General features: G+C 70.4%; 13 protein-coding genes and 2 pseudogenes. 10 read left to right on the forward strand and 5 right to left on the reverse strand.

Annotation, left to right across the window (positions count from 1 at the left end):
• Positions 1–3 precede the first annotated feature (3 nt).
• Together AW274_RS42240 and AW274_RS42245 are read left to right on the forward strand one after the other, a co-directional pair.
• Positions 4–264, forward strand: a pseudogene (locus tag AW274_RS42240) (site-specific integrase); the annotation flags it as partial.
• Positions 265–1272: 1008 nt separating this feature from the next.
• Positions 1273–1770 (forward strand): annotated as a pseudogene (locus AW274_RS42245) (tyrosine-type recombinase/integrase); the annotation flags it as partial.
• Positions 1771–1966: 196 nt separating this feature from the next.
• Here the strand turns inward: AW274_RS42245 and AW274_RS30520 are convergent.
• Positions 1967–2416 carry a M23 family metallopeptidase gene (locus AW274_RS30520; protein ID WP_198169489.1) on the reverse strand — a complete coding sequence of 150 codons (450 nt, stop codon included), beginning with the start codon at positions 2414–2416 and terminating at the stop codon, positions 1967–1969.
• 128 nt (positions 2417–2544) lie between these two features.
• Here AW274_RS30520 and AW274_RS30525 point away from each other — a divergent pair, with 128 nt between their 5' ends.
• Complete coding sequence (locus AW274_RS30525) at positions 2545–3792, forward strand: CoA transferase (protein ID WP_062439302.1); 1248 nt, start codon at positions 2545–2547, stop codon at positions 3790–3792.
• Here the strand turns inward: AW274_RS30525 and AW274_RS30530 are convergent.
• Positions 3725–5002: an MFS transporter gene (locus AW274_RS30530; protein ID WP_062439305.1), complete on the reverse strand. Its 1278-nt coding sequence runs from the start codon at positions 5000–5002 to the stop codon at positions 3725–3727. The genes AW274_RS30525 and AW274_RS30530 overlap by 68 nt on opposite strands.
• Positions 5003–5074: 72 nt before the next feature.
• Between AW274_RS30530 and AW274_RS30535 the strand changes: the two genes are divergently transcribed.
• The 6 genes from AW274_RS30535 (at position 5075) to AW274_RS30560 (ending at position 10088) form a co-directional block, all read left to right on the forward strand.
• Positions 5075–5662, forward strand: a complete 588-nt coding sequence (locus AW274_RS30535; RefSeq protein ID WP_063813703.1) for a helix-turn-helix domain-containing protein — start codon at positions 5075–5077, stop codon at positions 5660–5662.
• A gap of 253 nt (positions 5663–5915) precedes the next feature.
• Positions 5916–6848 carry a 30S ribosomal protein S2 gene (gene rpsB, locus AW274_RS30540; protein ID WP_062439310.1) on the forward strand — a complete coding sequence of 311 codons (933 nt, stop codon included), beginning with the start codon at positions 5916–5918 and terminating at the stop codon, positions 6846–6848.
• 84 nt (positions 6849–6932) lie between these two features.
• The gene (tsf, locus tag AW274_RS30545) at positions 6933–7766 is read left to right on the forward strand and encodes a translation elongation factor Ts (protein ID WP_062439313.1); all 834 of its coding nucleotides are present in this window, start codon (positions 6933–6935) and stop codon (positions 7764–7766) included.
• A 33-nt stretch (positions 7767–7799) separates the two neighbouring features.
• Positions 7800–8615 carry a UMP kinase gene (gene pyrH, locus AW274_RS30550; protein WP_202610317.1) on the forward strand — a complete coding sequence of 272 codons (816 nt, stop codon included), beginning with the start codon at positions 7800–7802 and terminating at the stop codon, positions 8613–8615.
• A gap of 10 nt (positions 8616–8625) precedes the next feature.
• Positions 8626–9183 carry a ribosome recycling factor gene (gene frr / locus AW274_RS30555; protein WP_062336275.1) on the forward strand — a complete coding sequence of 186 codons (558 nt, stop codon included), beginning with the start codon at positions 8626–8628 and terminating at the stop codon, positions 9181–9183.
• 71 nt (positions 9184–9254) lie between these two features.
• Positions 9255–10088 (forward strand): phosphatidate cytidylyltransferase, encoded by an 834-nt coding sequence (locus AW274_RS30560; protein WP_232320507.1) that lies wholly within the window; start codon positions 9255–9257, stop codon positions 10086–10088.
• Here the strand turns inward: AW274_RS30560 and AW274_RS30565 are convergent.
• Positions 10085–11119: a suppressor of fused domain protein gene (locus AW274_RS30565; RefSeq protein WP_062439318.1), complete on the reverse strand. Its 1035-nt coding sequence runs from the start codon at positions 11117–11119 to the stop codon at positions 10085–10087. The two genes, AW274_RS30560 and AW274_RS30565, sit on opposite strands and share 4 nt — an antisense overlap.
• An 84-nt stretch (positions 11120–11203) precedes the next feature.
• Here AW274_RS30565 and rlmN point away from each other — a divergent pair, with 84 nt between their 5' ends.
• Positions 11204–12316: a dual-specificity RNA methyltransferase RlmN gene (rlmN, locus tag AW274_RS30570; RefSeq protein WP_062439320.1), complete on the forward strand. Its 1113-nt coding sequence runs from the start codon at positions 11204–11206 to the stop codon at positions 12314–12316.
• On the opposite strand, the gene AW274_RS30575 is transcribed toward rlmN, so the two are convergent.
• Both AW274_RS30575 and AW274_RS30580 read right to left on the reverse strand, forming a co-directional pair.
• A complete protein-coding gene (locus tag AW274_RS30575; RefSeq protein ID WP_062439322.1) occupies positions 12306–12971 on the reverse strand; it encodes a hypothetical protein in 666 nt (221 codons plus the stop codon). The two genes, rlmN and AW274_RS30575, sit on opposite strands and share 11 nt — an antisense overlap.
• The gene (locus AW274_RS30580) at positions 12968–13669 is read right to left on the reverse strand and encodes an ABC transporter ATP-binding protein (RefSeq protein ID WP_062439325.1); all 702 of its coding nucleotides are present in this window, start codon (positions 13667–13669) and stop codon (positions 12968–12970) included. The genes AW274_RS30575 and AW274_RS30580 overlap by 4 nt, the downstream gene beginning before the upstream one ends.
• Positions 13670–13683: the final 14 nt, after the last annotated feature.

Genomic DNA, 13683 nt, shown 5'->3' on the forward strand with positions numbered 1-13683 from the left:
GATATGTCGGGAGATCTCGAGGACGCGATACGAGCCTTCGAACGCCACCTCCGGGTCGAACGCGGCCTGGCGGCGAACACGGTGCGCGCGTACACGGGCGACATGGCCTCCCTGGCGGAACACCTCATCGACGCGGGCGTCGACCGCGTCGAACTGATCGACGTGGGGGTCCTGCGCGATTGGCTGGGGGAGCAGCACGAAACGGGCAAGTCCCGCGCGACCCTGGCCCGACGCACGGCCTGCGTGCGCTCCTTCACGTCGTTCTGCCACCGGGCGGGGTGGTTGTCGTCCGACCCGGGCCTCCTGCTCGGCACGGCCCGCGCCAAGAGGACCCTCCCGAAGGTGCTCGACCAGGCGGAAGCGGTCCGGATGCTGGACCTCAGGAGACCCGGTGCGGGTCTGTCCGGCGGAGATCATGCTGACGGGGGAGAGGCATCAGGTGAAGGCGCGCCCCTAGGTGGTCGTCTGGGGGGAACCGGCGATCTTCACGGAGGGATCTGGGACGGGCCAGGCCTGGCCCGTTCGGCTTCGGAAACTGGCAATCCACGGTTCTCCCGGCCCGGTCCCGACGACTCAGTGGCGGGTTCAGGCGATGGCGTCCTTGCGGCTGGCAGCCGGTCGGAGGAAACCGACGATCGTTACCCGTGCGTCTGGGATGTGCCGGACCTGAGCGGGCCGGCTCACCAGGCTGGCACTTCACGGCTTGCCCCGCCCCGCTTCAGCGATCCTGCACAGGTATCTAGCGACGGAGAATCTCCAGGTGGTGACTCGTGGAGGGAAAGCGAGGATCGCTTCGGCCCGGTCTGCGATGGGCCGGACCCCAATGGCTTCGCTTCTGAGGTCACGAAGACCACCTCGGTTTATGAGGGCACGAATCCGGTCGACCGGCCCTGCTTCAACGACTCAGCGGAAGCTCCAGGCAATGGCGGCTCTCCAACTGGCGACTCATGGTGCCTCCGGACGGAGAGTGAGGATCGTTTCGGCCGAGGTGGAGATGGGCGGGACCCCAGCAGCCCGGCGGCAAATGTCGGCAATCCACAGGTCGACCGCCTTCACTTCAATCCGCCGGCATCCGACTCTCCACGTGGTCGCTCCGGACGCCGTGATCTTTCGCTTGATCGTGATGCTGGAAGCCTGAACCCGAATCGCAAGCCCACCCGTGTTCCTCACGCTGGGGAACCGGTCGCGGATATCGAGAGAGGGCAGGATCGGGCACAAGCGCGCAGGACGGGTCCGAAACCGATCGAAGACGACCCGATCACCCTGGCGAAGGAACTGCGCGATCAGGCTCTGCTGGAGGTCCTCTACGCCACGGGAATCCGGGTCGGCGAACTCTGCGGACTCGACGTGGACGATGTCGATCGGGAGCGGCGGACGATCCGGGTGCTCGGCAAGGGCGGCAGGGAACGGGTCGTGCCGCTGGGCATGCCGGCCCTAGATGCGGTGGACGCCTGGTGTGTGCGAGGACGGCCGATCCTCGTCTGCGGGCGCTCCGGCCCAGCGTTGTTCCTCGGGGTCAAGGGCGGCCGGATCGACCAAAGCGCGGTACGGCGGATGGTGCACGCCCGCCTGGGCGAGGCAGGCGTGACGGACATGGGCCCGCACGGCCTCCGCCACACGGCGGCCACCCATCTTCTGGAGGGCGGCGCCGATCTCCGCAGCGTGCAGGAACTCCTCGGCCACGCGTCGCTGGGAACCACCCAGATCTACACCCACGTCTCGATCGAGCGACTGAGGGCCGCCTACCAGCAGGCTCACCCCCGAGCCTGATCGCTGGATGCCGCCGAGGTTTCAACGGGTCCCTCTCAAGCCACGCGAAGGCCTGGACAGTTCTTTTGCGGGTTCGCCACGCAAGCCGACGGGCCCGCGCCACCCAGCTCGCCCCAATCCGCAACGACGAAGGATTTGGTACTCCTACCGGTCCGCAGGAGGGAGGGTGATCTCTAAGTGAGGGCGAGTCCAGCCGTCAGTCCTTCCCAAGCGGCAGCAGTCTGACCTGGCCCAACCCCATCAGCAGCAGCGGATCCAAATACAGGTCCCCGCTCACCAGCCCCCAATGCAAACAAACAGCAGGACAGTGCCCGTCAGGCCCGCCCACCGTCCCCAGCACCTCCCCCGCCCGCACCCGCCTCCCCTCAGAGACAAGAGCGTCCACCGGCAGATACGTCGTCCGCAGCCCGTTCGGGTGCGTCACCGTCACCACCCCCCGCCCCGCCACCCGCCGGGCCACCGTCACCACTCCCTCGCCGGAAGCCAGCACCTCCTGCCCCGGCACCGCCGGCAGGTCGACCCCCCGATGCCCCGATAACCACCGCTCAGCCGGCGGAGCGAAGTAGCGGACGGGCCGGGGTTCGCCGGCCAGCGGCCACCCCCATTGGGCGGCGAGCACGAGCGCCATCGAAGCTGGGAAGAACATGGGCGTCAGCCTGGCGGAATCCATACGCACCGCGGCCCGCTGGCGACTGCTTGTGGAAAAGCGTTCGAGGTATGTCCGGATCTGAGGGATCGGCCTGTGGAAGAGCTTGTGGAAAACGTGGGGATGCGATGAAGGTCATCCATGACCTGGGGCGACTCGTCGGTGTCGACCTCGGCCACGTCGCCGTCACCGGCCGCGAGCCGGTCATGCCCTCCCCGTTCCGCATCGGCACCGCCGCCGCGGCCTCCATCGGGGCGGCGACCGCCGCCGTCGCCCTGCTCAAGGGGCGACGCGGCCAGGCGGAGGTCGACATGAGGCACGCCGCCGTCGCCTTCCGCAGCGAGCGGCACTTCCGCATCCACGGCGAGCCGATCCCCCTCTGGGCCCCGCTCAGCGGCGACTACGCCAGCGAGGACGGCCAGGTCAGGATCCACGCCAACTTCGACCACCACCGCGACGCCGCGCTGGCCGCGCTCGGGCTTCCCCTGGACGCCACCCGTGAGCAGGTGAAACAGGCGTGCGAACGGCGTACAGGCAAGGAGATCGAGGAGGCGGTCACCGCAGCGGGAGGATGCGCGGCCGCGATGCGCAGCAGGACCGAATGGGCGCAGCATCCCCACGGCCGGGAGCCGCTGATCATGCTCGACCGGCTCCCTGGGCCGCCGCCGCAGGAACCACGCCTGCGGGTCGTCGATCTGACCAGGGTCATCGCCGGGCCCGTCGCGAGCAGGTTTCTCGCCTCCCACGGCGCCGACGTCATGCACGTCTGCGGGCCGGGGATCCCCGAGGTCCCGGGGCTGGTGCTGGAGACCTCGGCCGGCAAACGTTCGTGCCACGTCGAGTTGCCCGCCGAAGCCGGCCGCCTCAGGGAGCTCGTCAGGGGTGCCGACGTCGTTATCCGCGGGTACCGCCCGGGGGCGCTCGACCGGCTCGGGTTTGGAATAGACGATCTCGTCGCCTTGCGGCCCGGTCTCGTGGTGGTCGACGTCTCCGCCTACGGGCAGGGGCCGTGGCACGGCAGGCGGGGGTTCGACAGTCTCGTGCAGATGGTCACGGGGATCGTGGCCGAATCGGGGGCGCTGCCCTGTCAGGCGCTCGATCACGCCACCGGCTATCTGGCCGCCTTCGCGGCCGTCACCGCGCTCGTCCGGCGGCAGCGGGAGGGCGGGTCGTGGCACGCCCGGCTCTCCCTCGCGGGCACCGCCCACTGGCTCGACGGCCTCGGCCGCATCCGGCCCGGCGTCGAACCCGAGACAGCAGATCTCCTCGACGTGCGCGACGGCTACACCTTCGTCCGGCCGGCCGGGCTCATCGGCGGGCGTCCGCCCGTATGGGCGCCGCCGCCTCGGCCCGGGGAGCACGCCGCCGCTTGGTGAAGCCCGCCAGCGGTGACGACCACAGGCAGGGGATGGTCAGCAGCGCGCCGGCGAAGCACCACCACATCGCCGGGCGCAGACCCAGGAGTTCGCCCGCGACGCCGCCGAGCAGGCCGCCGATGCCCAGCGCGCCCTGCGTGAGGAAGTTGATCGACGCGTTCACCCGGCCGATCAGCTCGGGGGGCGTCTCGCGCAGCGACAACGCGCCCGAGCAGACGCTGAAGCAGACCACGGCCACGCCCACCACGGCCTCGGCCGCTCCGATGGCCAGCACGCACCACCACACCGGGCCGCTGACGGCGGCCATGACCAGGAAGCCGAGCGGGAAGAACAGGACCGCGCCCAGCAGCACCGGGCCGCCGCCGAAGCGGCGTGACAATTTCGGCGCGACGAACGCGCCGACGAGGCCGCCGGCGCCGAAGCCGATCATCATGATCCCGACGAGGCCGCCCGGCAGGCCCAGCACGTGGACGGCGTAGAGCACGTAGACCGCCAGCTGGGCCGCCGCGAACAGGTTGACCGTCATCCCGCACAACGTCAGGGCGCGCAGCACCGGGTGCCGGGCCAGCGCCGAGACGCCCTCGGCGATCTCGCGCCGCAGCGCCCGCCTCGGGGCGACCGGGCGTTGCGGCTCCTCGGCGCGGATCGAGCGCAGCAGCAGGGCCGAGGTCACGAAGGTCACCGCGTTGACCAGCAGGGCCAGGGGGGCCGAGAGCACGCTCACCAGGATGCCCGCCAGGCCGGGGCCGCCGAGCTGGGCGATCGAGAAGACCGACTGCATGCCGGCGATGGCCTCGGTCCGCTGGGGCTCGGCGACCACGCTGGTCAGGTGGGGCATGGTGAAGTTCCGGAAGGTCACGGTGCAGGCGCCCACCACCAGGGCCACGCCGATCAGCCAATAGACCGTCAGCAGGCCGAACAGCCAGGCCAGGGGGACGGTGACGACGGCCGTACCGGAGATCAGTTCGCAGAGCACCAGCACCGGTCGGCGGCGGCGGACGCGGTCGGCCCAGACCCCGACGGGGAGCCCCACGAACAGGAACGGCAGCGAGGCGGCGGCGGTGAGCACCCCCATCTCCATCGGCGAGGCGGCGAGCAGGGTGACGGCGGTGAGCGGGACGGCCAAGCGCGACACCTCGCTGCCCGCCTCGGTGACGGCGCGGGCGGACCAGAGGAGGCGGTAGTCGCGCTGACGGCGAAGGGGGATCATATTTATGAAAGTACTCTTTCAGAGTTATGAAGGCAATGCTTCATATCTGCCGACGCCCTACCGTGGAGCCCTATGACGACCCATCGGATGGTCACCGACGACGTCGGGCTGCTGCGCGCCATGGCCCACCCGGCGCGGCTGGCGATCCTCGGCCGCCTCCAGGAGGAGGGCCCGGCGACGGCCACCGAGTGCGCCGAGGTCGCCGGGTTGTCGCCGAGCGCGTGCAGCTACCACCTGCGCACCCTGGCCAAGCACGGCCTCATCGAGGAGGCCCCCGCGCGCGGCGACGGCCGCGAGCGCGTGTGGCGGGCGCTCCAGAAGGGCTGGGGCATGAAGGACCCCGAGAGCGGCGAGCTCACCGCCGAGCTGCTCGCCGCCCAGGGCGCCGTCATCCAGACCGTCCTCGACGAGGCGTCCCGGCGCCTGTCGGAGTACCTGGCCCAGTCGTCGCGCGAGTCGGCCGACTGGCGCCACGCGACCCGGCTCGCCCACATCGTGCTCTACATGGACCCTGACGAGATCCGGGCGCTGGCCGAGCGCGTCGACGAGCTCGTCACCCCCTACCGCATCACCGACCGCGACCCCGAGACCGCCCCCAACGGCGCCCGCGTCACCGAGTTCCAGCTCCGCGTCTTCCCCCGCGCTCCGAAGAGGTCGTAAAGGCTCTTCTTCCGTTACGGCTCCGCCTGGCCGGCCACCCGACCGGCTCCGGCCACCCGAGGCGCGCGGGCAGGTCAAGTCGTCCACCGGTTCCGGGTAGACTGTCCGGTGGTCTCCTTAGCCGAGGCCGAATTCGCACGCCCATTCACGAAACGTCCTCTCGGTCCGCCGATAAGGCGGCTGGAACGGTTCGGGGCGTCAGGGCGCGGGCCGCCGGCCCGTGCGTATAACCGAGATCGTGGAGGACCATTTCATGGCCACCCCCGTCGTCACCATGCGACAGCTCCTGGAGAGCGGCGTTCACTTCGGCCACCAGACCCGCCGGTGGAACCCGAAGATGAAGCGCTTCATCTTCACCGAGCGCAACGGCATCTACATCATCGACCTCCAGAAGTCGCTGTCGTACATCGACCGCGCGTACGACTTCGTCAAGGAGACGGTCGCCCACGGCGGCACGATCATGTTCATCGGCACCAAGAAGCAGGCGCAGGAGTCGATCGCCGAGCAGGCGGCGCGCGTGGGCATGCCCTACGTCAACCAGCGCTGGCTCGGCGGCATGCTGACCAACTTCTCGACCGTCCACAAGAGGCTCCAGCGCCTGAAGGAGCTCGAGGAGCTCGACTTCGAGAACGTCGCCGCCTCCGGCCTCACGAAGAAGGAGCTGCTGCTCCGCCGTCGTGAGAAGGAGAAGCTCGAGCGCACCCTCGGCGGCATCCGGGACATGTCCCGCGTCCCGAGCGCGGTCTGGGTCGTGGACACCAAGAAGGAGCACATCGGGATCTCCGAGGCCAAGAAGCTCGGCATCCCGGTCGTCGCGATCCTCGACACCAACTGCGACCCCGACGAGGTCGACTACCCGATCCCGGGCAACGACGACGCCATCCGCGCCGTCAGCCTGCTGACCCGCGTGATCGCCGACGCGGTCGCCGACGGTCTCATGACCCGCGCCGGCGCCTCGCGCGGCGGCGACGACAAGCCGGCCGGTGTGGCCGCGGCCGAGCCGCTGGCCGAGTGGGAGCGCGAGCTGCTCGAGGGCACGCCCGCCACCGAGGCCCCGGCCGAGGCCGCCGCCGAGGAGGCCCCCGCCGCCGAAGCCGCGACCGAGGCCCCCGCCGAGGCTCCGGCCGAGGTTGCCGCCGAGGCCCCGGCCGAGGCTCCGGCCGAGGGCGACGAGAAGCAGGCGTAGTTCCTTCCCCAAAGCTCTCCCGGGTGGGCGTGTCGACCATGACGCGCCCACCCGCTCCACGACGAAACCCATGAGGAAATGACAATGGCTTCCGTGAACATGGCCGATGTCAAGCGGCTTCGCGAGCTGACGGCCGCCGGCATGATGGACTGCAAGAAGGCGCTGGAGGAGTCCGAGGGCGACTTCGACCGCGCGGTCGAGCTCCTGCGTCTCAAGGGCGCCAAGGACGTCGGCAAGCGCGAGACCCGCACCGCCTCCAACGGCCTGGTCGCCCTCAAGCAGGACGGCGACTCCCGCGCCGCGCTGCTCGAGCTCAACTGCGAGACCGACTTCGTCGCCAAGGGTGAGCGCTTCCAGGAGGTGGCCGCCCAGGTCGTGGCCTTCATCCTCGAGACCAAGCCCGCCGACGTGGCCGAGCTGCTCGACGCCAAGCTCGACGGCAAGACGGTCAAGGAACTGCTCGACGAGACCAACGCGGCGCTCGGCGAGAAGATCGAGATCCGCCGGTTCTCCGTGCTCGAAGGCGGCTACATCGGCGCCTACATGCACAAGACCGACCCGCAGCTGCCGCCGGCCGTGGGCGTCATCGTCCAGCTCGACTCGGCCAACGCCGAGGTCGCCAAGGACATCGCGCAGCACGCCGCCGCCATGGCGCCGAAGTACCTCGACGCCGACTCCGTCCCCGCCGACGTCATCGCCAAGGAGCGCGCGCTCTTCGAGGAGATGACCCGCGAGGAGGGCAAGCCCGAGCCCGCCATCGCCAAGATCGTCGATGGTCGCGTCAACGGCTGGTACAAGGACTTCACGCTGCTCCAGCAGGCGTTCGTGAAGGACAACAAGAAGTCGATCGAGAAGTACGCGAGCGAGGCCGGCGTCAAGGTCCTGGCCTTCACCCGCTTCAAGGTCGGCCAGGCATAGTCTGGGGCTGTCACCCGAGGTCGTCCCGTAATCATGCGGGACGACCTGTTCAGCCCGAAATCCACTGAGGAGGCCGCCGCCGTGCAGGAGAACACCGAACCCGCCCCGGCGGCTTCGTCGTATGACGGGCCGCTGCGCTGGAAGCGGGTCATGCTGAAGCTTTCCGGCGAGGCGTTCGCCGGTGGGGATTCCCTGGGCATCGACCCGGTCGTCGTGGCCAAGATCGCCGACTCGATCGCGGAGGCGGTGCGCGACGGCGTCCAGGTCTCGGTGGTCGTCGGCGGCGGCAACATGTTCCGGGGCGCCGCGCTGTCCGAGCGCGGCATGGACCGGGCCCGCGCCGACTACATGGGCATGCTGGGCACCGTCATCAACTGTCTCGCGCTGCAGGACTTCCTGGAGAAGCGCGGCGTGGAGACGCGCGTGCAGACCGCCATCACGATGCAGCAGGTCGCCGAGCCGTTCCTGCCGCGCCGGGCGATCCGCCACCTGGAGAAGGGCCGTGTGGTCATCTTCGGGGCCGGGCTGGGCTCGCCCTTCTTCTCCACCGACACCTGCGCCGCCCAGCGCGCGCTGGAGATCGGCGCGGAGGCCCTGCTGAAGGGCACCCAGGTCGACGGCGTCTACGACGCCGACCCCCGCAAGAACCCCGACGCGGTCCGGTTCGACCGGCTCGAATACGGCGAGGTCCTCACGCGCGACCTCGCGGTGATGGACGCCACGGCCATCAGCCTGTGCAAGGACAACGGCCTGCCCATCGTGGTGTTCGAGCTGATGGGCGAAGGCAACATCCTGCGGGCGGTCCGCGGAGAGAAGATCGGCACGCTGGTGAGTCCGGCAGGGAAATAGGGAGCCAACAGTGATCGAGGAAACCCTCTTCGAGGCCGAAGAGAAGATGGACAAGGCGGTGACCGTCGCGAAGGAGGACTTCGCGGCCATCCGCACCGGCCGGGTCACCCCCGCGATGTTCAACAAGATCAATGTTGACTACTACGGGTCGCTGACCCCGGTCCAGCAGCTCGCCTCCTTCCACGTCCCCGAGGCGCGCATGGTCCTGGTCACCCCCTACGACAAGGGCTCGATGAGCGCCATCGAGAAGGCGATCCGCGACAGCGACCTGGGGGTCAACCCCGGCAACGACGGCTCGGTGATCCGCGTGGTGTTCCCCGAGCTCTCGGGTGAGCGCCGCAAGGAGTACATCAAGATCGCCCGGACCAAGGCCGAGAACAGCCGCGTGTCCATCCGGAACATCCGGCGGCACGCCAAGGAAGTGCTCGACAAGCTGGTCAAGGACGGCGAGTCGGGCGAAGACGAGGTCCACCGCGCGGTGAAGGAGCTCGACGACCTGACGCAGAAGCACGTCGCCAAGATCGACGAACTGCTCAAGCACAAGGAAGCCGAGCTGCTCGAAGTCTGACGGCACCATCGCGATCCTTGCCCCGGCGACGCAAGGGGCAGGGATCGCGCGCATGTAGGGAGTAGGACATCTTGGACGGAACGGTGTCACCCCCGGCGGGCGGGAGCCGTACCGGCCGGAACCTGCCGGCGGCGATCGTCTCCGCGGTCGGGCTGGCAGTAGTGATCATCGCCTCGCTCTACCTGTACAAGCCCGCGTTCCTCGTGGTCGTCATCGCCGCTGTCGGCGTGGGCGTGCACGAGCTGGTGAAGGGGCTGGCCACCCGCGACATCCACGTGCCGCTGATCCCCGTTCTGGTGGGCATGGCGGCGATGGTCTCGGGCGCCTACTACTTCGGGCCGGGGGTGTTCCTCGGCATCTTCGCGGTCACCGTCATGGGCGTGCTGAGCTGGCGGCTCTTCCAGGGCTCCGACGGCTTCGTGCGCGACGCGACGGCGACGGTCTTCATGGCGGTCTACCCGGCGCTGTTCGCCGGGTTCGTCGGCCTGCTGCTGGCGCCGCCCGACGGCGCGAACCGGGCGCTGATCTTCGTGGCCGTGACGGCCTCCTCCGACATCGGCGGATACGCCGCCGGCGTGCTGTTCGGCAGGCACCCGATGTCGATCATCAGCCCGAAGAAGACCTGGGAGGGCTTCGCCGGTTCGGCCATCGCGTGCGTCGCGGTCGGCGGCTGGCTGGTCGCCTGGTTGCTGAAGGGCGAGATCTGGCAGGGCGCGCTGCTGGGGGCCGTGGTCGTGATCTGCGCGACGGTGGGCGACCTGATCGAGTCGGTCATCAAGCGCGACCTCGGCATCAAGGACATGGGCTCGGTGCTGCCGGGCCACGGCGGCATGATGGACCGCATCGACTCCCTGCTGTTCACCCTGGTGCCCTGCTGGCTGCTGCTGGCGGCCTTCGTCCGTTAGGCGCGGTGGTAGGCGCTCAGCCGGGCCGCGATGACGTCGTGGCCGCGTTCGGCGGCGACCTTGAGCTCGGCGTCGGTCACCGGGACCAGCCAGAGCCACCGCACCACGTCTCCGGCGACCTGGAAGCCCGACAGGTCGGGCAGGCCGCGCGGGGAGGCCAGCATCATCACCCCTTCGTAGCCGCCGGGCAGGGGGAACGTGCCGGGCTGGTGATACCAGCGGGCCGTGTGGCCGTCGCCGAGCCAGGTCACCGAGCGCCACGGATACTGGCCCAGCCACAGGAACAGCCGGGCCGCCGCGCGCGGATCGCCCCGGGTGGCGACCGCCAGTTCGACGCGGGTCGGGGTGTCGTAGAGCTCGGCCGAGGGCATGCGCTGGCAACTCATGCCCACCGTCGACAGGACCGTGAAGTCGCGGTCGTAGGCGGGCGGGCGTTCGGTGACGCCGAGGGCGGGCAGCCGGCCGCCGCCGGCGTCCCAGAAGCGGCCCGGAGGGCCCAGCCGCCCGTCGAGGTGGCCCATCACGAACTGCTGGAACGACGTCCACGACGACTCTCCGGCCCGCCACTGCCAGTAGGCCTCGGCCTTGGCGACCCGGGGGCTCAGCCCTTCGAGGGCCTCCGACAGGGCCCAGGCGAACGGCCATTCGCCGACGGCCTCGCGGGCGTAGCCGGGCATGCCACGTTCCAGATCGGCCCAGCCGGGGATCACGGCCAGCAGGCCCTCGTCGTCGTAGAGGGCGACGCCGTCACCCTCCTCGAACCACAACACCCGCAGCCGCGAGGCGTCGAGGTGGGCGGTGCCGAAAGGGCGGCGGGTGCCCGCTCTGGGCATGACCGGAGGCCGGCCGGTGTTGAGACGGGCGAGGTCGAGTGACATGGGCGCGGTGACGTGGTTGCCCAGCCAGACCGCTCCACGGACGGATCCGGCCGGGTCGCGCAGGTAAGCTACCGAGGACACCTGATCGCGCTCGACGGTAAGTGTGCGGCTCCCGTAGGGATTGGTGCTGGTGAGCACGATGGTGCTGTCCACGCCTGACCTCCCAGATCAGGACTCTAAGCCCGGTGCCGCCCGGCCGTAAGAGCAGTCGTCGTTTTGAGATCGTGAGGGTTCGTTATGTCCGAGGCCGCCCCCAAGGCCGGTCAGCTGACGTTCGTCGCACCGCGACGGGCCAAGCCGCAGCGCCACCTGGCCGACCTGACCATGGCCGAGCGCCGTGCCGCCGTCGCGGAACTCGGCGAGAAGCCGTTCCGGGCCGACCAGCTCTCGCGCCACTACTTCGCCAAGCTGACCGAGTCGCCCGACGACATGACCGACCTCCCGGCCGCCTCCCGCGAGACGCTCGGGCAGCTGCTGCCGTCGCTGCTGACCACGGTCCGCGAGATCACCTGCGACGACGGCATGACCCGCAAGACCCTCTGGAAGCTGTTCGACGGCTCCCTGGTCGAGTCGGTCATGATGCGCTACCCCGACCGGGTCACGATGTGCGTGTCGTCGCAGGCCGGCTGCGGCATGAACTGCCCGTTCTGCGCGACCGGCCAGGCCGGGCTGACCCGCAACATGTCGACCGCCGAGATCGTCGAGCAGGTCGTCGCAGGGCAGCGGGCGCTGGCCAAGGGTGAGGTGCCCGGTGGTCCCGGCCGGGTCAGCAACATCGTCTTCATGGGCATGGGCGAGCCGATGGCCAACTACAAGGCCGTGATCGGCGCGGTCCACCGCATGGTCGACCCCTCGCCCGAGGGCCTGGGCATCTCGGCGCGCGGCGTCACCGTCTCGACGGTCGGCCTGGTCCCGGCGATCGAGAAGTTGTCGAACGAGGGCCTGCCGGTGACGCTCGCCGTCTCGCTGCACGCCCCCGACGACGAGCTGCGCGACACGCTGGTCCCGATCAACACCCGCTGGAAGGTGGCCGAGGTCCTCGGCGCGGCGTGGGACTACGCCGCCAAGACCAAGCGCCGGGTCTCGATCGAGTACGCCCTCATCAAGGACGTCAACGACCAGGAGTGGCGGGCCGACCTGCTCGGCAAGCTGCTCAAGAACAAGCTGGTCCACGTCAACCTGATCCCGCTGAACCCGACCCCGGGCTCCAAGTGGACCGCCTCCCGGCCGGAGGACGAGCGGGCCTTCGTCCGCCGCCTGGAGTCCCACGGGGTCGCGGTGACGGTCCGCGACACCCGTGGACGCGAGATCGACGGCGCCTGCGGCCAGCTCGCCGCGGCTAACCCCTGACCCGGCGTACCGCCGCGTAACCGGCGAGCCCGGCGACGCTCCACGCGACGGCCGAGGCGGCGATGACCGCCGCCCGGTCGGGCAGTTCGTGGTGGTGGGCGGCGTTCATCCAGTCCAAGACCGGCACCGACGCCCACGGGCTCGCCGAGCTGAGCAGCAGGATCGCCATGTATCCGCCGACCAGCACGGCGGCCGAGGCGGCGGGGGAGGCCAGCACCGGGCGGCTCGTCAGGGCGCCCAAGGCGGTCCCGGCGAGCACGGCCAGCAGGTGCAGCCCGGCGCCGTAGCCGAGGTCGGCCGCGCCGGGGGTCGCGGCGAAGCCGACGATCAGCGGGAACACCAGGGCGACCAGGGCCAGCGCCCCCGTCAGCAGCAGCGCGGCGAGCAGCCCGGCCGCCAGTTCGCGGCGGCGGCCCACGGCGGTGATCGCGATGAGGCGCTGTTCGTCGGGCTCGTTGTCGAGCAGGCCGCGGGCGCCCCAGGCGAAGACCAGCATCAGGATGCCGGCCGAGTCGGAGTAGCTGGGCAGCTCCCCGCCGGCGGGCACCCCCGTGGCGTAGATGATCGACAGGACGGCGAGCAGCCCGACGAGGGGCTGGAAGATCCGGTGCGACCGGACGTATCCCGAGAGCCGGAACGTGACCAGGGGGATCATGAGACCTCGTGGCCTTCCGCCCGGAGCCGGGCCGCCAGTGCTTCCGCCTTCGACTTCGGCAGTTTGATGGTCAATGTGGTCGGCGGGTCGTCCTCGACGACCCGGGCGACCCGGGTCGTCTTCCCGTCACGCACCTCGTAGCGGGTCACGCCCGGCACCGTGCGCAGGTCGCCCTGGTGGTCGCTGGCGACCACGATGCCGCCCCGCGCGGCGACCTCGGCGACGATCACGGCCAGTTCGGCGCGGGCGGTCACGTCGAGCCCGGCGAACGGCTCGTCGAGGATCAGCAGCCCCGGTTCCCCGGCGAGGGCCTGGGCGAGGCCGACCTTGTGGGCGCTGCCCTTCGACAGGTCGGGCAGCCGCTGGCCGAGCAGGTGGTCCATGCCGAGCCGGGCGGTCAGCTCCTCGGGCACGGCCACCCGGCGGACCGCCGCCATGTGCCGCAGGTAGCCCGCCACGGTGAAGGGCTGGTCTGCGGGGAACCGCTCGGGGGCGTAGCCGATGACCGCCGGGCGCTCGTCGATCCGGCCCCTGACCGGCCGCAACAGGCCGGCGAGCAGCCGCAGCAGCGTCGACTTGCCGGTGCCGTTGGGCCCGGTGATCTCGGCCACCGCGCCGGGGGCGAGGTCGAGGGAGGCGTCGGAGAGCACCCAGGGATCGCCCCGCCGGTAACGGAAGGAGACGTTGGTCGCACGCACTTCACCGATATTAG

The organism is Herbidospora daliensis (assembly GCF_001570585.1).
GTDB lineage: Bacteria > Actinomycetota > Actinomycetes > Streptosporangiales > Streptosporangiaceae > Herbidospora > Herbidospora daliensis.